This window comes from Pyxidicoccus sp. M15 (assembly GCF_056858435.1).
Window position 1 is genome coordinate 9641069 of the sequence record NZ_CM166495.1, and the last position, 23697, is coordinate 9664765.

General features: G+C 70.5%; 23 protein-coding genes. 21 read left to right on the top strand and 2 right to left on the bottom strand.

Features of this window, described 5'->3' with window-relative positions:
• The first annotated feature begins 625 nt into the window (after positions 1–625).
• From ACX9TP_RS35550 to ACX9TP_RS35645, 20 genes are all read left to right on the top strand, one after another.
• The gene (locus ACX9TP_RS35550; protein WP_482975091.1) at positions 626–1111 is read left to right on the top strand and encodes a hypothetical protein; all 486 of its coding nucleotides are present in this window, start codon (positions 626–628) and stop codon (positions 1109–1111) included.
• A 171-nt stretch (positions 1112–1282) separates the two neighbouring features.
• The gene (locus ACX9TP_RS35555) at positions 1283–2869 is read left to right on the top strand and encodes a phage tail sheath protein (RefSeq protein WP_482975092.1); all 1587 of its coding nucleotides are present in this window, start codon (positions 1283–1285) and stop codon (positions 2867–2869) included.
• A gap of 15 nt (positions 2870–2884) precedes the next feature.
• Positions 2885–3274 (top strand): hypothetical protein, encoded by a 390-nt coding sequence (locus ACX9TP_RS35560; protein WP_482975093.1) that lies wholly within the window; start codon positions 2885–2887, stop codon positions 3272–3274.
• Positions 3275–3277: 3 nt separating this feature from the next.
• Positions 3278–4141, top strand: a complete 864-nt coding sequence (locus ACX9TP_RS35565) for a hypothetical protein (RefSeq protein ID WP_482975094.1) — start codon at positions 3278–3280, stop codon at positions 4139–4141.
• A 1205-nt stretch (positions 4142–5346) separates the two neighbouring features.
• Positions 5347–5763, top strand: coding sequence for a hypothetical protein (locus ACX9TP_RS35570; RefSeq protein ID WP_482975095.1), 417 nt, complete (start codon positions 5347–5349; stop codon positions 5761–5763).
• Between the two features lie 4 nt (positions 5764–5767).
• A complete protein-coding gene (locus ACX9TP_RS35575) occupies positions 5768–6796 on the top strand; it encodes a hypothetical protein (protein ID WP_482975096.1) in 1029 nt (342 codons plus the stop codon).
• Position 6797: 1 nt separating this feature from the next.
• Entirely contained in the window at positions 6798–7679 is an 882-nt protein-coding gene (locus tag ACX9TP_RS35580) for a hypothetical protein (protein ID WP_482975097.1), read from the top strand.
• On the top strand, positions 7679–8221 hold the full coding sequence (locus ACX9TP_RS35585) for a hypothetical protein (RefSeq protein ID WP_482975098.1): 543 nt from the start codon (positions 7679–7681) through the stop codon (positions 8219–8221). The genes ACX9TP_RS35580 and ACX9TP_RS35585 overlap by 1 nt, the downstream gene beginning before the upstream one ends.
• A complete protein-coding gene (locus tag ACX9TP_RS35590; protein WP_482975099.1) occupies positions 8221–8856 on the top strand; it encodes a phage baseplate assembly protein V in 636 nt (211 codons plus the stop codon). The genes ACX9TP_RS35585 and ACX9TP_RS35590 overlap by 1 nt, the downstream gene beginning before the upstream one ends.
• Positions 8857–8859: 3 nt before the next feature.
• Complete coding sequence (locus ACX9TP_RS35595) at positions 8860–9510, top strand: hypothetical protein (protein WP_482975100.1); 651 nt, start codon at positions 8860–8862, stop codon at positions 9508–9510.
• The gene (locus ACX9TP_RS35600; protein WP_482975101.1) at positions 9510–9923 is read left to right on the top strand and encodes a contractile injection system sheath initiator; all 414 of its coding nucleotides are present in this window, start codon (positions 9510–9512) and stop codon (positions 9921–9923) included. The genes ACX9TP_RS35595 and ACX9TP_RS35600 overlap by 1 nt, the downstream gene beginning before the upstream one ends.
• 57 nt (positions 9924–9980) lie before the next feature.
• Positions 9981–10463, top strand: coding sequence for a hypothetical protein (locus ACX9TP_RS35605; RefSeq protein ID WP_482975102.1), 483 nt, complete (start codon positions 9981–9983; stop codon positions 10461–10463).
• Positions 10460–11980 carry a hypothetical protein gene (locus ACX9TP_RS35610; RefSeq protein ID WP_482975103.1) on the top strand — a complete coding sequence of 507 codons (1521 nt, stop codon included), beginning with the start codon at positions 10460–10462 and terminating at the stop codon, positions 11978–11980. The genes ACX9TP_RS35605 and ACX9TP_RS35610 overlap by 4 nt, the downstream gene beginning before the upstream one ends.
• On the top strand, positions 11977–13365 hold the full coding sequence (locus ACX9TP_RS35615; protein WP_482975104.1) for a hypothetical protein: 1389 nt from the start codon (positions 11977–11979) through the stop codon (positions 13363–13365). Before ACX9TP_RS35610 ends, ACX9TP_RS35615 begins: the two co-directional genes overlap by 4 nt.
• Positions 13362–15089 carry a tail fiber domain-containing protein gene (locus ACX9TP_RS35620; protein WP_482975105.1) on the top strand — a complete coding sequence of 576 codons (1728 nt, stop codon included), beginning with the start codon at positions 13362–13364 and terminating at the stop codon, positions 15087–15089. The genes ACX9TP_RS35615 and ACX9TP_RS35620 overlap by 4 nt, the downstream gene beginning before the upstream one ends.
• Positions 15086–15295, top strand: a complete 210-nt coding sequence (locus tag ACX9TP_RS35625) for a hypothetical protein (protein ID WP_482975106.1) — start codon at positions 15086–15088, stop codon at positions 15293–15295. Before ACX9TP_RS35620 ends, ACX9TP_RS35625 begins: the two co-directional genes overlap by 4 nt.
• Positions 15296–15298: 3 nt before the next feature.
• On the top strand, positions 15299–16984 hold the full coding sequence (locus tag ACX9TP_RS35630) for a hypothetical protein (protein WP_482975107.1): 1686 nt from the start codon (positions 15299–15301) through the stop codon (positions 16982–16984).
• Positions 16985–16997: 13 nt separating this feature from the next.
• Complete coding sequence (locus ACX9TP_RS35635; protein WP_482975108.1) at positions 16998–17756, top strand: hypothetical protein; 759 nt, start codon at positions 16998–17000, stop codon at positions 17754–17756.
• Positions 17757–17890: 134 nt separating this feature from the next.
• Positions 17891–18769 (top strand): alpha/beta fold hydrolase, encoded by an 879-nt coding sequence (locus ACX9TP_RS35640; RefSeq protein WP_482975109.1) that lies wholly within the window; start codon positions 17891–17893, stop codon positions 18767–18769.
• Between the two features lie 104 nt (positions 18770–18873).
• Entirely contained in the window at positions 18874–20106 is a 1233-nt protein-coding gene (locus tag ACX9TP_RS35645; protein ID WP_482975110.1) for an alpha/beta fold hydrolase, read from the top strand.
• 35 nt (positions 20107–20141) lie between these two features.
• On the opposite strand, the gene ACX9TP_RS35650 is transcribed toward ACX9TP_RS35645, so the two are convergent.
• Together ACX9TP_RS35650 and ACX9TP_RS35655 are read right to left on the bottom strand one after the other, a co-directional pair.
• Entirely contained in the window at positions 20142–21944 is a 1803-nt protein-coding gene (locus ACX9TP_RS35650) for a CocE/NonD family hydrolase (protein WP_482975111.1), read from the bottom strand.
• An 18-nt stretch (positions 21945–21962) separates the two neighbouring features.
• Positions 21963–22559, bottom strand: coding sequence for a glutathione S-transferase family protein (locus ACX9TP_RS35655; RefSeq protein ID WP_482975112.1), 597 nt, complete (start codon positions 22557–22559; stop codon positions 21963–21965).
• Between the two features lie 124 nt (positions 22560–22683).
• On the opposite strand from ACX9TP_RS35655, the gene ACX9TP_RS35660 reads away from it, so the two are divergent.
• On the top strand, positions 22684–23565 hold the full coding sequence (locus tag ACX9TP_RS35660; RefSeq protein ID WP_482975113.1) for a LysR family transcriptional regulator: 882 nt from the start codon (positions 22684–22686) through the stop codon (positions 23563–23565).
• Positions 23566–23697 lie beyond the last annotated feature (132 nt).

A 23697-nucleotide genomic window follows, 5' to 3' on the forward strand; every position in this document is an offset into this window, starting at 1 on the left:
TAACACCGCCGTGACAAGCCATGGACGTACGGCAAACGCCATCCGAGTTCGATGCGTCAAGTCCCCTCCCCGACTGCGCGGATGCCACGCCCTCAGGCGCAGCAGTCTTTCGAATCAATATCAACGTTGAAGATACTGGATTTGAGCCGTAATGGCACACCACCACGCAGAGCTGCTCGTGGACACGCGGCGATGCTCAGCCGCTCGGAGAGGACGTCTGAGTCAAAGTCCCCCCGCCACACGGGGGCGGTGGGATGGCTGGTGTAGCAAGGACCGGCGACGTTGTGCCGGCTCAGCAATTCCTCCGAGGGCATGGATACGTCGAGGCGAGGTTCCATCACGGCTCGCCCTATTCCAAGGCCCGTGCCAGCGCTGTCTGCCTGGGAAGCCATGGAACGGGCGCGCAACTTCTGCACCCTGTCCCCGGCGGGCCGCAATCCGCGCGCGAGGCCGGCTCGTCGCGGGCCTCCGGTACGGCCAATCGGCTCGAAAGACCTCAACCCACTTGCACAGACAGTAGAGAGAACCGTACTGTGTGTCCGCCTTCCGACAGCACGGCTATTCACGGATTTTCAGGCTGGTCCGTCTTAATTCCCGTTCCTTCATCGAAGAAGAGGTGGGTCGTATGCCGGATGCTTCCACGGTGCTGGCCACAGTCGACAACACGGCCATCAAGATCGAGCAGGCGCTGTACAAGCTGTACACGGCCGTTTCCAGCCAGAGCTTCAAGGACATCCTCAAGCAGCTGCCCACCGTCATCCTGAACGCGGTGCAGACCACGCTGAGCAACGTGCTCGATTCGGTCGCGGGCGTCGTGAAGCAGCTGACCGACCCGAAGGTGCTCAACGGCATCAAGGACGTCATCACGGCGGGCCGGGACGTGGTCGCCTCCACGCTGGACCTGTTGCCGGCGAGCGCCCAGAGCTTCGCGGAGACGGCGAAGCGCTTCCTCAACGTCATCGTCGACTTCGTGAACGCGGGCATCGAGCACATCGTGGCCATCGTCGACCTGCTCATGAAGGTCGTCGGCGCGCTCGCGGGCAGGGTCGAAGCCCTGGCGGCGGAGACCATCGCCGCATTGAAGAAGTCGGGCCTGGCGCTCACCGCCTGAGCGCGCGGGCGCCGCCGGGAGCTCCGCCGCGGAGCTCCCGCTCCTCCCACGAGATTTGAAGAGGACCGTGTCTCCCAGGGGGTGCGCGAGCATCGCCTGTGCGCGCGGTCCGGGGAACCTGCGCCCTGAGCAGGGGCATCCACCCCTCGTCCATGAGGGAACGGAGAGCGTATGGCCAGTGGCCTCATCATTCCTGGTGTCCAGGTAACGGTGGTCAAGGAAGTGCTGCCCCAGCAGCTTGCGCCGTCCGGAGTGCTGGGGCTCATCGGCTTCACGGAGCGGGCCGAGCTGACCGAGCAGAACGCGCTCAAGGTCACCCGGGCGGGGAGCTGGTCCCGCTACGTCGAGGTGCTGGGCCGCGGCAGCGCCTACAGCCTGCCCGAGGCGCGGCAGGCGCTCGACAACGGCGTCTCCGAGCTGGTCATCTCGCCGCTCCCCGCGAGCGCGGGAGCCACCGCGCGGGCGTCCGTCGCCGGAGACGAGAGCAAGGCCAAGGCCGTCCGGGCCCTGCTGGACAAGGCGGTCCGCGACGCCACGGCCGCGGCGGAGGACGCCAAGAAGAAGCGGGACGCGCTCAAGGCGGCCTCGGGAGCAGACCCCGTGGAGCTCAAGGCGGCGGAGGACAGGTACGCGGCCGCCAAGGCGCGCCTGGACGAGGCCACCGCCGCCCAGACGGCGGGCTCGGACATCACCAACGACAAGGCCGGGCTCGCGCTCATGGCGCGCGCGCCGGGGCCATGGGCCAACGGCCTCATCGTCCGCGTCGCCTACCGCGACAACATCGACCAATCCATCTCCTTCGACCTGCAGGTGCTGCGCAGGAGCGCGGGCCGCGAGGAAATCCTGGAGGTGTACCGCAGCCAGACGCTCGCCGGGTTCGCCGCCACGCTGAAGGGCTCGTCCTTCGTGAAGGTGGACGAGTCGAAGGCGGCCGGCTGGCCCAAGGCGGACGAGTACACCCTCGCGGGAGGACAGGATGCGAGCGCCGCGGACTACACCGCCGCGCTGGAGCGGCTCCGCGACGAGGCGGACGTGGACATGGTGCTCGCCGCCGTCCAGGACTTCTCGGACCTGACGAAGGTGGCCCGCGTCTACGGCGCCGTCATCAGCCACTGCAACGCCATGAGCGACGAGTGCAGGGGCCGCATCGGGTTCGGCCAGGTGCCGAGGACCGGCACCCCGGACACGCACGCGCAGCTCGCGAGCAACCTGGTGAGCGACCGGTTCGTGCTGGTGGCGCCCAACGGTGTCGTGGGCGCGGTGACGGGACTGGTGGGCAACCTCCCCTACTTCCACTCGCCCACCTTCAAGCGGCTCTCGGGGCTGGCCGACCTGCCCCCCATCTCCACCGAGGACCAGAAGGCCCTGCTCCGGGGCAACGTGGTGCCCGTGGTGCTGGAGCGTGGACGCGGCACCATCGTGCTCCGGGGGCTCACCACCGACGGAGACCAGATCAACGTCCGCCGCGTGGCGGACCGCGCCGTGCGCATGCTGAAGATGGTCGGCGACCTCTTCATCGGCCTGCTGAACAACGCCGACGGACGCACCGCCCTCAAGCAGAAGCTGGTCGAGGCCCTGGTGCAGATGGAGAAGGACGGGGCCATCGTCCCGTCCACGGACGGCAAGGACCCCGCCTTCAAGGTGGAGGTCTACTCCTCGCAGGCCGACTTCGCACTGGGCATCGTCCGCGTGAACATGGCCGTGAGGCCCGTGCGCGCCATCGACTACATCTACGCGACCATCACGGTCCAGGTTTGATGAGGGAACACGCTGATGCCCACGGTCTTCTCCGCCAACCGTAGCAGCATCCTCGTCGACGGAAATCCCGTCGAAGGACTCCAGTCCCTCGTCTTCCGCATCGTCACCGAGCGCGAGGACATCCGCGCCATCGGCTCCAACGAGCGGGTGGACGTCATCTTCGGCCTGCGCACCGTGCAGGGCGAGCTCGTCATCCGCTCGGCCAGCTTCGCGCTCGACAAGCTGCTGCAGGACCGCGCGAAGTTCCAGCTCGTGGCGAGCCTGAAGCGCACCGAGGGCACCGACGACACGCGCACGGTGTCGTTCGATGACTGCTTCGTGGAGGGCAAGGCCTTCCAGATTGATGCGCACGGCAGCGCGGCAACGACGTACGCCTTCACCTCCACGCGGGTTCGCGAGGAGTAACCCGTGCCAGAGGTCCCCTCGCGCACGGCTCGGGAGTCCGGCTCGGCCGTCCCCTCCTCCATCGAGGTGGACGGCAGGAGCTTCTCCGTGCAGGTGGGAACCCCGGACGGAGCGCTGGAGGTGGACACCTCCACGGGCGAGCGCGTCCGGCTCCGCCGCTGGAGCTTCGAGGAGCACCTGCGGGCGCTGGACCGCCACGCCAGCGCCGATGCGCAGGGGCTCCGGTTCGATGCCGAGGGCTTCACTCGCGACGTGCTGCGGGACTCGGGAGTGCCGGCGCCCCTCGACGAGGAGCTGGCGCCCGTGGCGCTCTGGTGGGCCACCACCGGCGGGTACGAGCCAGGCTCCGGGGTGCAGGCGGACGGGTGGGTGCGCGCGGGCTCCGTGCGCGCCCGGCTGCGTCCGTGGACCTTCGCGGAGCGCTCCAGGGCCCTGGGCGACAGCCTCACCCCGAGCGCCGGTGGCGGCCAGGAGCTCAGCCTGGAGCGCTACCTGCGCGCCATGCTCTCCGCCTCCGTCGTGGCCCTGGAGCCACCCGGGCTGGCGCTGGAGATGCTCGACGGAGCCACCACGGCCGCGCTGCTCGAGGTGGCCATCGCGCTCAACGACGCCGGGGAGCGCGACGAGGACCGGAGGATGAAGGCCGCGGACGCGGACAGCCAGAAGCTGGCGCGAACGACGCTGCGCCTGTGCAAGGCGCTCGGCTGGACTCCGTCCCAGGTCTGGGAGACGCCCGCGGCCGAGGTCGACCGACTGCTCGCACTGCTGGAGGTGGCGGAGCCTTCGGTGCCGGTCTCCGCTCCGGTGCGCCGGACGCCGCGCCTCGCGGACCATCCGGACGCGGTGGTCATCCAGGTGGAGGACTGACGATGCGCGCCTCCACCACGACGCGGGAGCTTTCCGCGCTCCTCGCGCGCCCGGCCTTCCGGGCGCTGGAGTCCGTCGCGAAGCAGCTGGGCGTCCGGCTTCCAGCGCCCTCCAGGCAGGAGTCGCCCGAAGCATCGGAGCCGCCCGCCCCGGCCCCTTCCGTGTCCGGCCTCGGGGAGACCACGGCCGGTTCCCTCCCGCCGGCCAACGCCACCCGCTCGCCGGCCCCGGTCCACGTTGCGGCGCCCCGCCCGTCTTCCGAAGCCACGGCCTCTCGCGCCGAGACGCGAGGCGCCTCGCCACGCGTGGCCCGGAGTGAAGCCCCCCACGCCGTGACTGGAGAGCGGGCCGCGAGCGTTGCCGCGCTCCCTCCCCCCGGCGCGCGGGCGGAGGTCCACGGCGAAGCCCCCACGTCCCTGGCGCAGACCGGGAGCACGGGTCGAGCCCCCACCGGTGCTCGCCCGCGAGACAGACGGCTCGTGCGGCTCCTCTCCCAGCTCGAGCCCCGCTCGTCGTCGCCGACTCCATCGGGAGTCCCGTTCCCTCCGGCCGACGCCGAAGGGGCGGAGGCTCGGAACGCGGGACGGAGCCCCGCGCGCCCATTCGCCGCAGCGGACTCGCGGTCCGTGGACGGTGCCTCGTCCGGGCCCGCCGCACGCATCCCTGTCCAGGGCGACTCCGTGGCGGAAACGCGGCAGCCCGAGCGTCCGGTGGAAGCGCCCCGTGCACGGCTCTCCCGCCCTCCCGCTCCGCCTCTCCCGGCGGCCTCCACTTCCCCGGAGCTGCCACCTCCCTCGTACCCGAGCGAAGCCGCCTCTCCCGGCGGCACACGCGCCTCTGGCAGCCCGGAGCTGCCACCTCCCGCGTACCCGAGCCAAGCCGCCTCTCCCGGCGGCACACGCGCCTCTGGCAGCCCGGAGTACCCAGCTCTCGCGAACCCGAGCGGAGCCACCTCTCCCGGCGGCACACGCGTCTCTGGCGGCCCGGAGTACCCAGCTCTCGTAAACCCGAGCGGAGCCACCGCGCCCCCGGAGTACTCAGCTCTTGCGGACCCGAGCGGAGCCACTTCTCCCGGCGGCGCACGCGCCTCTGGCAGCCCGGAGTACCCGGCTCCCGCGAACCCGCGTGGAGCCACCGCCTCCAGCGGCGCACGCGCCCAGGACAGACGTCGCGTCCGGCTCCTCCTCCGCCCCGAGCAGGGCACCGTGACGTCGCCCGTCGTGGGGCGCGCGGAGCAGTCCAACCCGCCCTCCAGCCAGGGCGAGGCGCCGCGCCCGGAGCGCCGGCTCACGTTCCTCCCGGCCCCCGAGCTCACGGACCCACAGGCGCTCACGCGTCCACCGGGTCCTGTCTCCCCGGGCCTCGCCGGGCAGGTCACGAGTGGCATGGCGCCCGTCCTGGAGCGGGCCCACCAGCTCACCCAGGCCGCACTCCCTCCGGAGCGGTCCAACAGCGCCCAGGGTGCCGCGACACTTCCCGGTGAGGCCGTGCGCAACACGTTCAACGTCAACGTCCACCTGGACCCGTCCGGCGCCCCGTCCGGCGTGGACCGGCGCGCACTGGAAGAGGCCCTCGTCGACATCCTCCGCGACACCGCCCGCCGCCACGGGTTGGAGGTGTGAGCCGATGGCGGGAATCGCCTACGAGGTGAAGATCGGCTCCTTCCAGGCCTCGAGCCGGCCCCGCGCGGGCAACGGACAGGTGCGCGTCATCTCCTGCGCGCTGACCATGGATGGCGCCGGGGGCCACTGCGCCCTGGAGCTGGTCGCCACCGGCTCGGCGCCCCCCAGGCCCGGGGACAAGACGACCATCAACCTCGATGACGGAAACGGCGGCGCCACCGTCTTCACCGGCGAGGTGCAGGAAACCAGGGCCTCACCCGACACGGCCCTCATCGTGGGCGCCGACGGGTTGGCGAAGCTCGCCCGGCTCGACCTGGAGGGGGCCTACGAGCAGATGTCGGCCGGAGCCATCGCCAAGGAGCTGGTGCAGAAGGCCGGAGCCACCGCGGGGAAGATAGAGGACGGCCCCAAGTTCCCCAGCTACGTGCTCCACCGCGGACCGCGTGCGCTCCGCCACCTCCAGCGGCTGGCCGAGCAGTGCGGCTTCGACGTGTACACGGATGGAGATGGCAAGGTGCACTTCGCCGCGCCGAAGCAGGGCGGCGCGGACCACACCTTCACCTATCCGGAGCAGGTGCTGCGCACCGGGCTCGAGCAGGTCTCACCGACCTACGACGGCGTGCAGGTGTGGGGCGAGGGCGCGGCGAGCGCCAAGGGCTCCGACAAGGCCCACTGGCTCGTCAAGGACCTGGCCTCGGTGAGCGGCAAGGCCTCCATGGACGCCGCGTTCACCGTGAAGCCCGCCAGCGCGGGCAAGCTCATGCGGGAGGTGCGAGACGGAGCGGTGCGGACGGGAGACGACGCGGCCACCCAGGCCAAGGCGAGGATGACGCTGCTGGCCTCCCGGCCCCTGCGGGGCTTTGTCGAGGTGCTGGGCAGCCCGAAGGTGAAGCCGGGCGAATTGGTGAAGCTCGACGACATCCCCGCCGAGCACCCGGTGAAGGCGCTGGCCTCCGGCAAGGTGCTGCGGGTGCGCACGGTGCGGCACACGCTGAGCCTGCAGACGGGCTTCGTCACCCGGATGGAGTTCTGAGATGCCCGTACGCATCGGAAAGATTGAGCTCGTCGGGCTGACGAACATCTACACCGAGGACGCGCGCAACCTCGTGCAGCAGCGGGTGCCGGGTCAGTCCGGCAGCGTCTTCCAGGACCTCGGCCGCGAGCCCGTCACGGTGGTGATGGAGGGCATCCTCCTGGGCGAGGACACGCAGGCCGCCCTCGAGGAACTGCGCCAGGCACAGATGAAGGCCCAGCCGATGTCGTTCGCCGCGGACGCCATCGCCGGAGCCGACCTCACCGAGGTCATCATCGCCGACTTCCAGGTGAAGCAGCTCGCCGGTCACCAGAACCGGTTCAGCTTCTACCTGAAGGTCCGCGAGCACCAGGAGCCGCCCCAGCCCGCCAACGCGGGCGTCGCCGCCGTGGACGACGCCGTGGCCAACGATGCCGCCTCGTGGGCCGCGGGCGCCGTGGATGCCGCCGGGGTGCTGCAGAACCCCGACTCGTTGATGTCCGCCGTCGACAAGAACCCCGGGCTGCTCGGACACCTGAGCGCGGGCGAGCTCGGCTCCGTCGTCGCCAAGAGCCAGGGCACGCTGAGCGGCAAGAACTTCGGCTCCCTGCTCGGCGCGCTGGGCAAGGTGAACCCGCAAATCATCGGTGACTTCATCGAGACCCTGAAGAACGGCGGCAACCTGGGCTCGTTCATCGAGAAGCTCGCCACCGAGGGCATCAACGTGCTGGAGGCGCTGACCGGAGTCGACCTCGGCGCGGCGCTCAGCATCGTGAAGGGCCTCGCCGGGGCGAGCGACTTCCTCGCGAAGCTGAAGCGCGTGGTGGACGAGGCGCAGGCGCTGGGGATGCAGATCCAGGACTTCGACGTGATGGCCCCCTTCCAGGACCTGGAGGTGAAGTGATGAGCAACACGAGCGACATCGTCGACGGCATCTCCCGGCTCATCCAGGCGCTGGACGAGCTGTTCAAGACCCAGACCGTGGAGGCGCTGGTGGACCTGGTCCGTCAGCTCGGCATCGGCGGGCCGGTGAGGACGGGCCTGCAGGCACTCGGCACGGTGCTGGGCCAGCTCGTCGAGTGGATTGCGAAGCTGGAGAAGGTGGCGGCCATCCCGAAGCTGCTGGAGGCGCTGGACCCCACGCTGGAACAGGTCCAGGGCCTCGCGACGACCTCGGCGGATGACCTGCGGCAGGCCGGCCTCGATGCGCTCTCCCCCCTGACCACCGCGGCCCGGGCCATGCTCGACGTCATGAACAAGGTCCGCAAGGGCGCGGAGGCCATCTTGCGGGGACTGCTGCCGCCAGAGGCGCTGGCCCGGTTGCGACAGTCCGTCGTGGACTTCGCGGCCACGCTGAAGTCGTACGAGCAGCGCCTCGTGGCGGAGCCCCCGAAGAAGGCGCTGACCCCGGGCACCCTCAAGCCCGGCCTGGCGGGAGCGACCTGATGAGCGACCTCATGTCCCTGATGCGGGCCATCATCCGCGACGAGCTCGCCTCGCTGCGCCTGGGCGACATCGGCGTGGTGACGAGCACCTTCCCCCACGCCGAGGGAGACGCGCACAACCACGAGTGCAACGTGAAGCTGCGCGAGGGCGGGCTGGAGCTGCGGCGCGTGCCCATCACCACCCCACACGTGGGCATGGTGAGCGCACCGCGCGTGGGCGACCTGGTCCTCATCTCCTACGTCGGAGGCGACTCCAACCGCCCCATCGTGGTGGGCCGGCTCTACTCGGACGAGACGAACCCGCCCGAGCACGCCGAGGACGAGTGGCGCGTCGTCTCCCCTCCCGGCGGGAAGACGTCCATCGCCATCGACAAGGACCAGTCGGTGGTCATCACCGCTGGCGAAACGGTGGTGACGGTGAAGCAGGACGACACCATCTCCATCGTCGGCAAGAAGGACCTGAGCATCGAGGTCGACGGCAACGTGCAGCTCAAGTGCAAGGACGCCACGGTGGACGCCTCGGGCAACATCGAGCTGGGCACGGGAGGCACCGGCGTCATCACCGAGGGAAGCCACAAGTGCTATTTCACCGGGGCTCCGCTCAAGGGCTCGCAGAAGGTGAAGGCCAAGGGTTGACCCATGCCGGCTCCGAGCGCATCCGAAATCGAGAACCTCGCCAAGAGCGCCCTCCAGTCGGCGGGCATCCGGGGCGAGAATGCGCCCGACCTCGCCAAGGCCCTGGGTCAGGTCTGTGGGCAGGCCTTCACCCTCTTCGTGTCCATGGCCATGGTGGCCCCCGGCATCCCCGCGGCGGCGCCGCCTCCGCCCGGCTCGGGGAGCACGGCGGGGCCGGGCATGCTGCTGCCCCCGCCGGCCGGGGGCCCGGGGGCCTCGCAGATAGAGCCCATGGCCCTGGGCGCGCTGTCCTCCAACAAGCTCAACGGCGAGCAGAAGCCCGCGCTGGCCAAGGCCATTGCCCAGTCCATCGCGCAGGCACTCACGCTCTTCTGCCTCCAGGTGCAGGTCGCGCCGGGCATGGCCATCGCGGGCTTCACCACGACCTCCCCCGGCTCGCTGGTGGGAGCGGCGCCCGCGAAGCCCATGCTCCAACCCCTCATCCTGGGCTTCCTCCAGGCCGAGGGCCTGCGCGGAGAGAACATCCCCGACCTGGCCGGCGCCATGGCGGAGACGCTCTCCAACGCGCTCACCCAGATGATGTCGCGGCTCAAGGTCACCCCGGGCATTCCCGCCTCGCCCGGGGCCACCGCCGGGCCCGGGAGGTTGATGTGATGGCAGACGAGCTGAAGACGGATTTGCGGCTCGCCTTCAAGGACACCGGCGAGGTGGACCTCGACTGGTCCACCGACGCGGGCGGCGCCAGGACGGTGAGCGGCAAGGACAACCTCGTCCAGGCCCTCACGCTGCGGCTGATGATCTACCGGGGGCACCTGGAGCAGCTCGGCCATGCGCGCTACGGCAGCAAGGTGGCGGAACTCATCGGCGAGCCGCTGGACCGGCAGAACCTGGACCTGCTGCGCCGCTACGTACGTCAGGCCCTCAAGGAAGACTCCCGCGTGGAGGACGTGACGAGCCTGACGGTCAGCGCCCGTCCCGACCTGCCCGGAGCGGTGGATGTCCGGGCCATCATCCTCGCCACCACGGGAGACGAGGTGGAGCTCGGGCTGGCGCTCGACCTGGGGTGAGACGGCGGCGGTCAATGAGCGGGTTCGCAGCACACGACACGATTTCGGGAGCGCACCATGGACCTCAGTGAGAAGCCGGGCTTGAAAGGGGTGCTGACCATCGAGCTCCGCGACATGAGCGGAGCGCTCATGGAGCGGTACCAGCACCACAACCTCATCACCACCCGCGGCAAGCAGCTGCTGGCGGACCTCCTCCTGGGGAAGAAGAACGCCCTGCCCACGAGCTGGGCCATCGTGGTGGGGACCGGGACGGAGCCCGCCAACGTGGCGGACACCGCGCTGAAGGCGCCCATCCCCGAGCAGGCGGAGGACCGCGACCCCGACGTGGCGGTCATCTCGCGCGCGAATGCCACGGTGGTCCAGGGCACGGTGTCCGCCACCCTGGCCGCGCCCCCGGCGGGCACCGTGCAGCCGCTGACCGAGGCGGGCATCCAGATCACCGTGGGCACCGAGAAGATCCTCTTCAACCGCGTGCAGTTCCCCCCGGTCAACCGGGGAGCGAACATGGTCATGACGCTGAGCTGGGAGATCTCCTTTTGAGCCTCACGCCGCTCGACACCTCCTTCAGCGCCATCGTCGACCGGCTGCTCGGGAACCTCGGGCCGGACATCGACAAGAACGCGGGCAGCATGGCCCGCACGCTGGCGGAGTCCTACGGCCGCGAGATGGCCACCTTCTACGCCATGCTCGAGCTGGCGCACCGCTCGGGCTACCTCGACACGGCCGAGGGCGCGGCGCTGGACAACGTGGTGGCCGTGCTGGGCATCTCGCGCGCCCGAGCGGGCCGGCTCACCGGGGACGTGGAGTTCAGCCGCAACTCGCCCGCCCCGGAGGACATCGGCATCCCCGCGGGCCGGCAGGTGACGGGCGTGCTCGCGGAGAACGAGCCCCTGCCCCTCTTCGAGACGATGGAGGACGCGGTGCTCCGCCGGGGGGAGACCCGGGTCGTCATCCCCATGCAGGAGGTGCAGGACGACTCGGACGCCTCCAAGAAGGCGCCCCCCACCATCGACCCGGGCAAGCTCAACGTGATGCCCCGCCCCGTGCTGGGCATCGAGGCCGTCACCAACCGGGCCCCCATCCGCCGCACCGGCCAGGACGAGACGGACGCGAGCCTGCGCGCCCGGGCCCGCACCACCCTGCGGGATGGGGAGATGGGCACGCTCGAGGCCATCGCCGCCGCCGTGCGCAAGCAGGGCGTCCAGCAAGTCACCGTGCGCGAGCCCCCGGACGCGCCTCCGGGCATCATCGAGGTGCTGGTGGCGGACCCCGACTTCGAGCATCAGCCGGACGGCGTGCAGCGGGTGGAGCGGGCCATCCGCGACTCCAAGGCCGCCGGCATCCGCGTCCGGCTCAGCTACGCGCGCACCCTCTATCTCCTGCCCGACTTCCAGGTGGAGCCCGCGGACCCGGACCTCGACGAGGCCGCGTTCGACCGGCTCCGCCGCGAGCTCCAGCAGGCCCTGAGCCGCTTCGTCGAGAGCGTGCCCGCGGGTGAGCTGCTGAGCCGCCGCAAGCTCGAGGCCATCCTCTTCTCCAACCCGGCCGTGCGCCACATCGGCGACATCACCTTGCGCACCTACGTCTGGGACGCCCAGCAGAAGCTGCTCAAGGATGGGCCGCGCCGGGAGCTCGGGCCCGACTGGAAGTTCGAACCCGACGAGAAGCCGACGGTCGACCTCGCGAAGCTGCCGCCCGACATCTCCCGCACGAGACCGCTCGTCTACCGCCTGGAGCTGGTCGTGTCGCTCCCGAGCTCGGACCGGCGCACGCCCGAGCAGGTGCGCCAGTCGCTCCGCGGCGCGGTGGAGGTGTACTCGGCACGCATCACCACGGATGCGCAGGCGACGAAGAAGCCGCAGGCGGAGGTCGTCTGGGACGCGCTCCGCGCGGCCCTGCGCAAGGAGTCCGGCGTGGACGAGGTGCTGTCCGTGACGCTCACCACGGACAGCGGGCTCTCCCTCTCCCTGGAGAAGACCGGAGCCCTGTCCACCCGCACCGTGCCCCTGCGCGTGCGGCTGGCGCTCGGTGGCGCGGAACTGGTGGGGCTGGGATGAACCCGTTCCAGCGCGCACGCCGCATGGTGGGGTATCTCCCGCCGCTCCTCCAGAGCGGCGGGAAGATCAACCTCCTCTTCGACGTCATCGCCCAGGAGCTGGGCGTGATGGAGGGCGGCATCACCCGCCTCATGCGCTCGCGCTGGTACACGCTCGCCCAGGGCTTCCGGGCGGACGACTCGCTCGCCACGAAGGCGGGCTCCGAGCTGGGCCAGCTGGGCGCGCTCTACGGGCTCCAGCCCGGCCCGGACGAGGAGGACGCCTACTTCCGTCAGCGGATCGCCTCGCTCGTGGAGCTGCACCGCACGGGGATGAACACCGCGCCGGCCCTCCTGCGGCTGGTGTCGCTGGTGTACAGGGCCGAGCAACCGCCGGAGCTCTCCTGGGACGGAGACACGGCCGTGGGACTCTTCACCGTCCCCGGGCCCGCCGGGGCGGATGGCACTCCGGGCACGCAGCAGCTCCACGTCGAGCTCGACGACAACCCGCCGACGCCCGCGCTGGCGCGCTTCCAGGGCATCCCCGCCGACCAGCGGCTCCTCACCCTCAACCAGGGCCTGGACCCCGCCCGCCCGGAGGTCTTCCTGACCGCGCCGGAGGATGCGGACATCTCCATTCCCATCCTGCACCACCACGAGTCCGGGCTGGACCTGCTCTTCCTGGGGCGCGTGCCCCGGGGCAGGACGCTCACGCTGCGCCACCAACGCACGCCCCTCATCAACGGCAGCCCGGCGCAGGAGCCGGTGCTCCTCTCGCATCCCTCGCGCTTCGACGACGGGAACCAGACGTTCCGCTTCGACACGGAGGCGGCGCGCTTCTCGTTGTTCGACCAGAGCCAGAAGCTGCCGGAGCTCGCCCCCGGTGAGAACCACTGGAGCTACGGCACGCTGAGCAGGAAGGAGCTTCAGAACTATCTGCCGGCCGGACAGGACCCGGTGCTGGAGAAGGCCCGGCAGAAGGCCCTGGAGCTGGCGCAGGAGCCCAAGCAGTCACCGCGCATCGACATCCAGTTCCGGTGGACGGAGGTCACCCCCGCCACCTTCGTCCTGCGCATCCCCGTCGACTACGTCCCCCCGCAGGCCAAGGGCCTGCCCGACCTGGTCCGGGAGCTGACGGCCACGCTGAATCAAGGCCGGGCCTCGGGCGTGCGCGCGCGCATCGAGTTCATGCTGACGCTCCCGCGCGAGGAGGTCTCCGTGGACGAGAGCCCGGCCCACATGGCGCTCACCACCACCTTCGCGGAGCCGCCTGCCGTCAAGGACACGCTGACGTCCTTCGGACAGGCCATCAAGTTCGAGGAGCAACTCCCCGAACCCGATGACCGGCTCTCCTGGTCCGGCGTCTTCGATGGCACCCGCTTCGATACCTCGAGGTTCAAGAAATGACCGACCCGTACATCAAGGCCGAACCCGGAGACCCCATCCTCTCCGAGCACTGGAACACCGTGCAGGTGCGGACGATTGAAGCGCTCCGCACGCATACCCACCTGGGAGGGGATGACGGCAAGAAGCTGGGTGGCGGCAGCATCGACCCCGAGACCACGCTGGCGGTGAAGCAGGTCAATGCCTCCACCACCCTGACGGTGAGGGGCCTCAACGTGTTCGACAGGCTCACGGGCCTGGTCGGCGAGAAGCTCGCCGTCACGGGAGGCGCTGTCTCCGGCGCGCTGACGGTGACCGGCAACGTGGGCATCGGGGTGACGTCACCCAGGGCGAAGCTGGACATCCAGGAGGCGGTCCGCTCGGGAGCACACCCCGCCACGGTGAGGGGGCTGTACGTCACGGGTGACTTCGGCGCCGAGGCGGATGGCGTCGAGTTCCGGCACACCAACGGGACGCAGGGAGTCGGGATTGCCTACTCCACCCTCTACGCCACCGGCTCCAACGCGGACCAGGACCTGGGCCTGAAGGCCCGGGGCACTGGCAAGGTCACCGTCCGAGGCGACCTCAAGATTGGTGGGCCCTCGCTGTTGAGCGCCACCGGCAGGCGCATCCTCGAGACGAATGCCACCGACGACTGGCTGCGCGTCAACAGCAACGTCGATTACAAGGCCATCGCCCTCTACAACACGGTGGCCATTGGCGAGGGCGGTCTGTCCGTCGGAGAGTGGGCACAGCTTCCAAAGGGAGCGCTCAAGACCACGGGCAACATCCACACGGAAAATGACCTGCTGCTCGGGACCAATGCGAACAACAAGCGGTTCATCCTCCACTCCCGGGGTGGGATCGGCGACTTCCTGCAAATCACCTCCGACCAGGCGGATGGGAACTGGGACTGGGCGAACGGCCTCGTGCTGAAGCGCGGCGGTGGGGTCGGCATCGGGACGACCACGCCCCAGAGCGCGCTCCATATCGCCTCGAGGACCAGCGTCCTGGCGCGCATCGAAGCGGGCGGAACGGGAGGCTGGGCCGAGCTCGACCTCTACAGCACGCACGGCGCCGCGAATCTGAGGAACTGGAACATCTCCGCGCGCGGACATGGTGGCTTCGCCATCCGCCAGCTCTCGGACGCCCGAGGCGAGCTGTCCATTCCCCTGCTCATCGACACGAATGGCACGACGTTCACCAAGACGCTCCAGGTCCAGGGCGACCTCTACGCCGCCAACTCGGCCGTGTATTTCACCAAGACGGACCACGACCACAGCGGCATCGGCAACACCCAGGGTTACGCGGCCATCGAGAACTCCAGGAACTACGATGCCCTGATGATTCTGGGCCGCCAGATGCCCAACGGCCGCATCGTCAAGCTCTGGGACCGCCTGGAGGTCCACGGGAAGATCTGGACCAGTGATGGTCGCTTCGAGGGCTCGGACCTGCGCCTCAAGCGCGACATCACCCCGCTGGAAGACTCACTGGAAAAGGTCCTGAAGCTGCGCGCGACGCGCTTCCGGATGGCGGAGTCCCGGGACGAGTCCCCGCGAATCGGCCTCATCGCCCAGGAGGTGGAGGAGGTCTTCCCCGAGGTCATCGACGAGGGACCGGGCGGGATGAAGGGCATCAGCTACGCTCGACTCGTCGCCCCGCTCATCGAGGCCATCAAGGCCCAGCAGCAGCAACTCGACGACTTGCGGACCGCGCTGCGGGCCGCCACGCAGGAGAACCCCTCATGAAGAGCCATCTCGAGCAGCGCCTGGCCACCCTCAAGTCCGAGTACGAGGCCGGACAAAAGATGCTCTCCGAGCTGGATGCGAAGCGCAACCAGCTCACCACCACGCTGCTGCGCATCGAGGGCGCCATGCAGGTCATCCAGGAGCTGCTGGCGCAGGAGCAGCCGCAGGCGGACAACGTGACGGACCTGCCGAAGGCGGCACGCTGAGCCATGGGCGACGCGCGCGTCGGAGTCACGTTGAAGTACGGCGGGAAACCGGTGCCCGCGGGCCCCACCGCACCGGTGGACCCCGCCGGCCTCGCCGTGACGCTCGACGTGCCCGCCGATGTGGAGCTGCTGCGCGCCTCGCTCGTCCTCCAGGCCCCGGGGGATGACGTGACGGTGGACCTCCCGCCGACGGCCACCGTCGCCACCAGCCTGGGGCCCGGGCCGGCGCCCGCCAACAGCGCCATCGACTGGATCAGCCTCGACTGGGGCGCACGCCGCCCGTTGACGTTCCTCCAGATAAAGACCTCCGCGAAGGACATGGAGGGACGCGTCAGTGTCGCCGAGGGAGGCCCGTGGTTCCCGCCCACGCCCGGCAGCACCGCCGTGCTGGGAGGCAATGGGCAGGCCCTGCCCGGAATCATGGCCAGCCGGCTGATGGTGGAGTTCTTCCCGGCCCCGGCCAATCCCATACCTCCGGACCCCAACAAGAAGACCACCGCCATCCTGCTGTCGGAGCTCGTGGTGAAGGCCTCCGCGCGGCCTCCGGACGTGACGGCCCTCGTCGAGCCGGAGCAGCTCTTCTTCCACCATGCGATGCCGCTCCAGCCCCTCCAGGAGCTGACGCTGCGGGACGAGCTGCGCGCCGCGCTCCAGCGGGCCTGGCCCGCCAGCCTGCGCGGAGGCCCCGTCGTCCTCACGCTCCGCTCCTCCGCGCCCTCGCGGCTCCGGAGGCTCGCCCTCACCCTGGACACCGCCGTGCTCACCCGGGTGTGGAGCCCCGGCGGTGACTCGCTCACCCTGCCGCTCTCCACGGATGGAGAGGGCGTGGGCCGCATCGAGGTGCCGCCGAACCGGCCCCTGCGAGAGGTCCGGTTCCTCGCGCGCTACCAGCCGCGCGGTGAGCGCATCCCCCTGGAGTTCAAACCGCCCGCCCAACCCGCGCAGGCGCACCGGTGCGGCGAGGGTTGGGCCGCGGCACAGGCGTTCTCCCCTCCCGAGGGGGGCGGCGCGCTCGCCGGCATCGACCTCCACCTGCGTCCCCTCACCCGCTCCGTCCAGGGCACGCTGACCCTCTTCCCGGATGAGTTCGGCCGGCCAGGCAAGGTGCCCCTGTGCGTCGCCGTGGAGCTCGCGATCGAGGAGCGGGGCAACGCGCCCTGGGATGCGCGCTGGGTCTCCTTCGAGCTGCCCGAGCCCGTTGCGCTCGACGAGAAGACGCCCTGCTGGGCGGTGCTCGCCATCACCCAGGGGAGTGTGCTCTGGAGCCTCGGGGACGCAGCGGCTGTTTCCAGCAAGGGGGGACTTGCGCCGCGCGCCGCGCTCTACCGCGCCGAGGACACCGGCCCCTGGCTGGAGCGCGAGGTGCCCTCGACGGGAGGCACGAAGGTGGGCCCCTGGGCCTACAGCCGCCCGCGCCTGCTCGCCTCTGCCACGGAGCCGCCCGCCCCGCCAAAGGTGGTGCTGCGCTGGGGCCCGCATGAGCTCGCCGTGACGCCCGACGCCGGAGGGCGCGTCAGCCTGGACGAGCGCGTGCTCGCGGGCCTGCCCCCTCCCGGTGCCCCCGCGACGGGCCCCGCGCCCGCGCTCGAGGTCGTCGTCCGCTCCCGGGTCGCCGGGGAGCTCACCCTCTCCGAGCTGCGCGTAACGAGCCCCCGGAGCGACACCTGGCCGCTCTTCCAGCCGTCGTGAGGTTCCGCCCGCCATGCTGGTCTCCGTCGAAACCTTCTTCCATGACGCGCTCATGTCCGCGCTGCCGGACGATGTCGACGTGGCCACCGGCCCTTCCCTGGGCCCCGCGGCCGACGTCACCCAGCTCGTCGAGGTGACCGCCTCGGGTCTGAAGCTGGCGCGGCCCGAGGGAGAGGACCTGACGTCCCGCCGCGAGCCCGGCTTCCGCTTCGGGGTGCACCGCTGGCGCGCGGACGGGAAGCAGGTGGACTTCGTCCTGCCGGAAGGCGCCCCGGGACAGGTGGCGGAGGTCGAGTCGCCTCCCGGCCGCCCGCTGCGCCGGGGCGACGACTACCTGGTGGAGGGCCGCATCGTGCGCTTCTACCGCCCTCCCGCACAAGCGGATGCCGCCGTGGTGGCGCTCCTGCGAGGAGCGAGCGCGCCCGGGTTCCTCGAGCGGTCTCCCTGTGACATCCCGCTCATCATCCGGGCCTGGAGTCAGGAACACGGGGCCGCGGACACGCTGCTGTCGAGCGCGCTGAGCGCGGCGCTGCTGGCCTCCTCGGGCATGGGCAACTTCGACGACCCGGCCTCGGACGAGTCCGGGGTGCGCATCCGGCTGCTGCGGCCCAGCATGGTGCTCGTCGGGCTCGCGCGCGGCGCCGAGCTGCTCCACGACAAGCGCTTCTTCCGCGCCCAGGCCGAGTTCCTCATCCGAGGGGAGCTCGAGCAGCTGGTCGCGGTGGGAGAGCCCGAGCCCACGGGCATCATCCGCGAGGTGCGGCGGGTGTGACCGCCCGGCGCACGCTCATCGAGGAGACCTGGCGCCCGAATCGTAGCCGGAGGCCCCAGCGGATGAAGGGCCCCGGGCCGGCCGCTGGCCCCACCGCCAGGACGTGAATTCGCTCAGCGTCTACGATGCCCGGCATGGACCCTGGAGTGAAAGAGCCGGAGCGGCTCGGAGAGACGCGGCTACCGGATGGCAGGATGCTGGGCTGGGCGCAGTGGGGCCCCGAGGACGGAGCGCCCGTCCTGTTCTTCTCCGGCGCCGCGATGGGACGCAGTCTCGGCTTCGGTGCGGAGGTGCTCGCCGGCCTGGGCGTGCGGCTCATCTCGGTGGACCGCCCGGGACTCGGGGCCTCCAGCCCCAGGCCAAAGCGGACGCTGAACGACTGGGCGACGGACATCCGGGACCTGACCTCCGCCCTCGCGTTGTCCCGCTTCAGCATCGTCGGGTTCTCCCAGGGCGCGCCCTTCGCGCTGGCCTGTGCGGCGGCGGGGCTCCCGAGCGCGGTGGCGGTGGTGTCGGGGCAGGACGACCTCAACGCGCCGGCCCTCGCCGGCTTGTTGCACCCCGAGGTCGCGGGGATGGTGCGGAGGGTGGCGGAGGATGCCGCGGGCTTCGAGGCGATGTTCGCCGGCCTGGGGAACGCCGAGGTGCTGTGGAAGCTCGTCACCGGGACGAGCTCCCCCGTCGACCTCGCCGTGTACACCGCCCCGGGCTTCGAGTCCGCCTACCGGCGCGCGCTCCAAGAGGGCTTCTCCCAGGGAGCCGGGGGCTACGCTCGGGACCTCACGCTGGCCATGGGCCGCTGGCCCTTCGACCTCGCCAGCATCCGGGTCCCCGTCTCGCTCTGGTATGGCGAGCATGACACCAGCGTCGTCCACTCGCCGGACCATGGGGCCATGCTCGCGCGCCGCATCCCCACGGTGAGCAGGCACGTGGTCTCCGGGGCCGGAGGGTCGCTGCTGTGGACCCACGCCGGGGACATCCTGAAATCGCTGATGCTGTCGGGCCGGCGCTGACGCGAAAGTGCGGCGGACTGGGAGCCCTCTTGCCGGGCGGAGGACCGAGGCAGGGAGGCGAATCTGTTCTATGTGTCCAGGCCTCTCACGGAGGACCGTCCGACATGCCGCTCGCTTCGCCCTCGCTCCGCCGCCTCGCCGTGCTCACGCAGTGCTTCGCGCTCTACGGCCTCGGTACCGCCTGCGCCTCCACTCCGTCCGCGCCAGGGCAGGCCGGCGCGCATGACAAGGCGGCTCCCCCCGTCGAGGCCCGCGTCGATGCACGGGCCATCATCGCGGACGCGCGGAAGATTGCCACGCGGGAGGGCGTGGAGGAGCTGCTCGAGATTCCGGTGGGAGGGACGAAGCAGTGGATTTCGGTCCGGGGGAAGGACCGGCGCAATCCCATCCTGCTGATGATTCACGGCGGGCCTGCCTCCCCCGAGCTTCCGACGAGCTGGGCCTTCCAGGGCGGCTGGGAGGACTTCTTCACCGTGGTGCAGTGGGACCAGCGCGGCAGCGGCAAGACGTACAACGCCAACGACCCGGCCCGCATCGCCCCCACGCTCTCCCTCGAACGCATCACCGAGGACGCCGCGGAGGTCGTCCAGTATCTGCGGAGCCGCTACGGCAAGGAGAAGGTCTTCGTCCTCGGTCACTCCTGGGGGAGCCTCGTGGGCCTGGTGCTCGCCCACCGCCACCCCGAGTGGCTGTTCGCCTACGTGGGGATGGGGCAGGTCATCAGCGGGCAGGAGAACGAGCGCGTCAGCTACGCCCTCACGCTCGCCGCGGCCGAGGCCGCCCGCAATGAGACCGCCCTCCAGGAGCTGAAGGCGATTGCGCCCTATCCGGAGGAGGACGGTGCGCTCCCCTTCGAGAAGGTCAGCATCGAGCGCAAGTGGTCCAACACGTTCGGCGGGCTGGTGTATGGGCGCGACGACATCGGCCACTACCTGAACCTGGCCGAGCTCTCTCCCGACTACTCCGCGGCGGACGTGGCGGCCATCGAGCTGGGCTCACAGCTCTCGCTCCCGTACCTGTTGCCGGAGATTGCGAAGTTCGACTACACGCAGGTCACCCGCTTCGGGTGTCCGCTCGTCATCTTCGCGGGGCGGCACGACACGACCACGCCCTCGCAAGTCCCTGCCCAATGGCTCACGCGGGTGAGCGCGCCGAGCAAGCGTCTCATCTGGTTCGAGAACTCCGCCCACATGATGATGGTGGAGGAGCCCGGGCGCATGCTCCTCCACCTCGTGCAGGACGTGCTGCCGCTGGCGGCGCGTGGCACGGAGCAGGCTCCCGCCGACGTGTCCCCGCCCGGCCCTGCATCGACTGGCACGGGGCCTGCCTCGCGCTGACACATTCCGCTCTCGGGTGGTGGGCAGGCGCTGAGTCAGCCCCGCCGCTTCAATGGCAGGTCGATGCAGGACGGGTACTCGGAGCCGCGCATCACCCGCCAGGAGGAACGGCCCTCGGCGGGGATGCGGGCGAAGCTGTCGGCGTCGGCGCCCGCGAGCGCGACCCGCAGGCGATTCCCCCGGCGGATGAGGACCGAGATGGGCAACAACCCGAAGGTCAGCGTCGCCACCTCGCCCGGAACGAGGGGACAGGCGTCCTCGCGCCGGAACGAGCGGTAGGGAACGGGCGTGACGTAGGGCGGCGCCGAGCCGGACAGCTTCCGGTGCAGCGCCCGGAGCTGCCCCTCCGTCAAGTAGGTCACCCGGCCCCGCGGGTCGACCTCCTCCAGGTAGACGAAGAAGGCGCCATCCTCGACAGATGAGGCCACGTGCAGGGTGAGGACGGCGTGTCCGGTGAGCTCCACGTCCACGTCCAGCGGAGCGCTCGTGTACGTGAGCAGCCGCCGGTCCTCGCGGGCGCGGTCCGCGTAGACCACCGGCGTCATCCCATCCGGCGTGTGCCAGCGATTGTGTGTTCCAGTGGTGGCGGCGAAGTCGACCTCGTAGGTGTCGGCGCCCTCGCCTGCCGGTGCCTCGCGAGCGAGGTGGTGGTCCGCCGCGAAGTACCAGCGCTCCGTGGAGAAGCCCGCGGGGGGCCACACGGGTGTCGACTTCCAGGACTCCTCGGCCACCGTGAAGTAGTGCAGCAGCTTCTCCGTGGCGGGCGCGCCGGACGCGAGCGTCCGGTCGAAGAAGGCGGTGCACGCCTCCCACTGACCGGCCATGGAAGGATTCGGCTGCCCCTTGGGCCGGGCGAAGGGGCTGGCATGGGTCTTCATGTTGTGACTCCACGCCCCGATGACGCCCACCTGGGGGTTGGCGAAGTTGAGGAACCGGTGGATGACGGCGTCGGAGGTGCGGCCGTCGAACCAGCTCCCCCACCCGTACACCGCCGCTCCCGAGGCCTCGATGGCCTCCTTCCTGCGGAACTGGCTGAAGTCGTCGGTGGTGACGGGCTGCGAGCCGAACGCGTCATCGCGAAAGGTCATGGACTGCACCGCGGCCCAGACGTCGACGTTGTCCCGGTGCGCCTCCAGGGCCGCGCGGACCCGCGAGCGGTCGGAGTCTCCGTCCACGGGGCGGACCCCACGCACCATCAGCCTCGCCCCCAGGCCCCAGACGGACGGGACGCGGCCGGCGTCCAGCATGCGGTTGGTCGCGTCCCACCGCCGCATGAACCCCGCGTTGAGGATGCCTCCCGGCATGACCACGTCCGTGTACACGTCGAACTCAATCTGCTGGGGAATCACCGCCCGGACGTGTTCCGGCGCAGCCGCCGCGAGCAACTCCGCGGTAGTCCCCTCGTAGGAGATACCCACCGCGCCCAGGTGGCCGTTGCACCAGGGCTGGTCCGCCACCCAGCGGGCCACCTCGCCCAGGTCCGCGACTTCCACGTCCGACCAGGGATGGGCCCAGGTCCCGAAGGAGGCACCGGAGCCGCGCACGTCGACGACCACCACCGCGTACCCCCGGGCCACCAGCGCGTCACCGATGGGCTCGCGCGGCCCCATGGGCACCCGGTCCGGAGGAGACAGGCGCAGGTCGAAGCTTCGCCAGTAGCGGCTCATGACCAGCACCGCGGGGAGCCGCTCGCCGTCCGGCAGGTTCCTGGGAAGGCTGACGTCGAGCGCGAGCTGGACACCGTCACGAAGCGTCAGCTGCAGCGAGCGGGAGACCACGCCCTTGAAGCGCGGCGGAGCTGACACGGGATTGCCGGGGAAGCGGCCCTGGTCGACCATGGGGACGACATACCCGATTCACCCCGCGACGGCTCGCATCGTGGCGGGGCGCCTCGTGTGGCGAAGGACGTAGTCGATGAGCCGCGGGTGCCCCTGGAGCAGCTTCAGCGTGTTCGCCAGGTGGAGGATGGACGCCAGGACCAGGTCGGCGGCGGTGAAGGCGTTGCTCACGGCGAACTCCCTTCCCCCTAGCCGGGTGTCGATGACCGTGAGCACCTCGTCGAGCCGGGCGTGCGGCTTCGCCTGGTTCGTCTCCCGCGCCTCGGGCAGCCGCGCATCGCGGTGGTGCTCCAGCACCACGGGCTCGAGCGTCACCTCGGCGAAGAGCACCCACTGGAGGTAGGGGCCGCGCTCGGGCGAGCCCGGAGGCGGCGCCAGGTGCTTCTCCGGAAAGCGGTCGGCCAGATAGAGGAAGCTCGCCGACGACTCGAACAGCGTCACGTCCCCGTCCACCAGGACGGGGACTTCGCCGAAGGGGTGCAGCGCCAGGTAGGCCGGCGTCCTGTTCTCCTGCTTCGACAGGTCGAGCTTCACCAGCTCGTAGGGCACTTCGAGCTCCTCGAGCAGCCAGCGGTGACGGGTCGCCCGGGTCCTGGGGGCGAAGTAGAGCTTCATGGGAGCACTCCTGGAAGTGGGTCGCGTCCCGGCAACCTTGCGGTCCGCGGGGCCGCCGGACAATGCGGCCACGCGCGAACTCTTTGTCAGGGTAGCCTTGACGATGATGATTTCACCAGCCGACATGCTCCTCTTCGCGGCGGTCGTCCGGGAAGGCAGCTTCACCCGGGCGGCGCGACAGCTCGGCATCACCAAGCAGACCACCAGCGAGCGGATCAGCAAGCTGGAGGCGCAGCTCGGGGTGCGGCTCCTCGAGCGGACGACGCGGCGGCTGCGGGTCACCGGAGCGGGAGCGACCTATTACGAACGCTGCGCCGCCATCGCCGCGCAGATAGACGAGGCCAACAGCGAGGTGCAGCAGCGGGAGGCGGAGCCGGTCGGCCTGCTGCGGGTGTCCTCGCCGATGCTCTACGGACGCCGCTACCTGGCGCCCGTCGTCTCGGAGTTCCTCGGCCGCTACCCCAAGGCGCGGGTGGAGCTGGTGCTGGCGGATCGCCGCATCAACCTCTTCGAGGAGGGGCTGGATGTCGCGATTCACATCGGACCGCTCGACGACTCGTCGCTCGTGGCGCGCAAGCTCGGAGAGGGTCCCGTGTACTTCGTTGCGAGCCCCGGGTTCCTGGCGAAGCACGGGACGCCGAGCGCCAGGGAGCTCCGAGCCGCGCGGTGCATCGGCTTCAGTGCGTTCGAGACCTGGGTGGTCGAGGGCGTGAAGTCGCGAATCGACCCGGTGCTGACCGTGAATGACCTCGAGGTGGCGTGCGAGGCGGCAATCGCCGGGGTCGGCATTGCCTGCGTTCCGGCGCTCCTCTGCCGAGATGCGGTCCGTGACGGTCGGCTCGAGGTCCTCTTCGGCCCCAGGCCCGCGATGCTGCGGCCCGTTCACGCCGTCTACCCGAGCCGGCTGAATCTCCCGTCAAAGGTCCGGCTCTTCGTCGAGACGCTGGCCACCCGGGTCAAGCCGATGTTGCCGCTGCACGGAGCGGCGCGACGCAGGCGCCAGTAAAGGGGGTGAAGCCCTCTTCCGGCGGGTGAGCCCGGGCCCAATTCCTCCGGACGACCAGACTCCAAGCCAGCCTCCGTATGAATTCCGGGTGCAGCCCGGAAACGGAACCGCCCCGACGAGATGGGACGCATC

Excerpts from the sequence above, each read along its gene's own strand:
- ACX9TP_RS35550 (WP_482975091.1), top strand. The coding sequence starts at position 626 with ATGCCGGATGCTTCCACGGTGCTGGCCACAGTCGACAACACGGCCATC.
- ACX9TP_RS35555 (WP_482975092.1), top strand. The coding sequence starts at position 1,283 with ATGGCCAGTGGCCTCATCATTCCTGGTGTCCAGGTAACGGTGGTCAAG.
- ACX9TP_RS35560 (WP_482975093.1), top strand. The coding sequence starts at position 2,885 with ATGCCCACGGTCTTCTCCGCCAACCGTAGCAGCATCCTCGTCGACGGA.
- ACX9TP_RS35575 (WP_482975096.1), top strand. The coding sequence starts at position 5,768 with ATGGCGGGAATCGCCTACGAGGTGAAGATCGGCTCCTTCCAGGCCTCG.
- ACX9TP_RS35580 (WP_482975097.1), top strand. The coding sequence starts at position 6,798 with ATGCCCGTACGCATCGGAAAGATTGAGCTCGTCGGGCTGACGAACATC.
- ACX9TP_RS35585 (WP_482975098.1), top strand. The coding sequence starts at position 7,679 with ATGAGCAACACGAGCGACATCGTCGACGGCATCTCCCGGCTCATCCAG.
- ACX9TP_RS35590 (WP_482975099.1), top strand. The coding sequence starts at position 8,221 with ATGAGCGACCTCATGTCCCTGATGCGGGCCATCATCCGCGACGAGCTC.
- ACX9TP_RS35595 (WP_482975100.1), top strand. The coding sequence starts at position 8,860 with ATGCCGGCTCCGAGCGCATCCGAAATCGAGAACCTCGCCAAGAGCGCC.
- ACX9TP_RS35600 (WP_482975101.1), top strand. The coding sequence starts at position 9,510 with ATGGCAGACGAGCTGAAGACGGATTTGCGGCTCGCCTTCAAGGACACC.
- ACX9TP_RS35605 (WP_482975102.1), top strand. The coding sequence starts at position 9,981 with ATGGACCTCAGTGAGAAGCCGGGCTTGAAAGGGGTGCTGACCATCGAG.
- ACX9TP_RS35615 (WP_482975104.1), top strand. The coding sequence starts at position 11,977 with ATGAACCCGTTCCAGCGCGCACGCCGCATGGTGGGGTATCTCCCGCCG.
- ACX9TP_RS35620 (WP_482975105.1), top strand. The coding sequence starts at position 13,362 with ATGACCGACCCGTACATCAAGGCCGAACCCGGAGACCCCATCCTCTCC.
- ACX9TP_RS35625 (WP_482975106.1), top strand. The coding sequence starts at position 15,086 with ATGAAGAGCCATCTCGAGCAGCGCCTGGCCACCCTCAAGTCCGAGTAC.
- ACX9TP_RS35630 (WP_482975107.1), top strand. The coding sequence starts at position 15,299 with ATGGGCGACGCGCGCGTCGGAGTCACGTTGAAGTACGGCGGGAAACCG.
- ACX9TP_RS35635 (WP_482975108.1), top strand. The coding sequence starts at position 16,998 with ATGCTGGTCTCCGTCGAAACCTTCTTCCATGACGCGCTCATGTCCGCG.
- ACX9TP_RS35640 (WP_482975109.1), top strand. The coding sequence starts at position 17,891 with ATGGACCCTGGAGTGAAAGAGCCGGAGCGGCTCGGAGAGACGCGGCTA.
- ACX9TP_RS35645 (WP_482975110.1), top strand. The coding sequence starts at position 18,874 with ATGCCGCTCGCTTCGCCCTCGCTCCGCCGCCTCGCCGTGCTCACGCAG.
- ACX9TP_RS35650 (WP_482975111.1), bottom strand. The coding sequence starts at position 21,944 with ATGGTCGACCAGGGCCGCTTCCCCGGCAATCCCGTGTCAGCTCCGCCG.
- ACX9TP_RS35655 (WP_482975112.1), bottom strand. The coding sequence starts at position 22,559 with ATGAAGCTCTACTTCGCCCCCAGGACCCGGGCGACCCGTCACCGCTGG.
- ACX9TP_RS35660 (WP_482975113.1), top strand. The coding sequence starts at position 22,684 with ATGCTCCTCTTCGCGGCGGTCGTCCGGGAAGGCAGCTTCACCCGGGCG.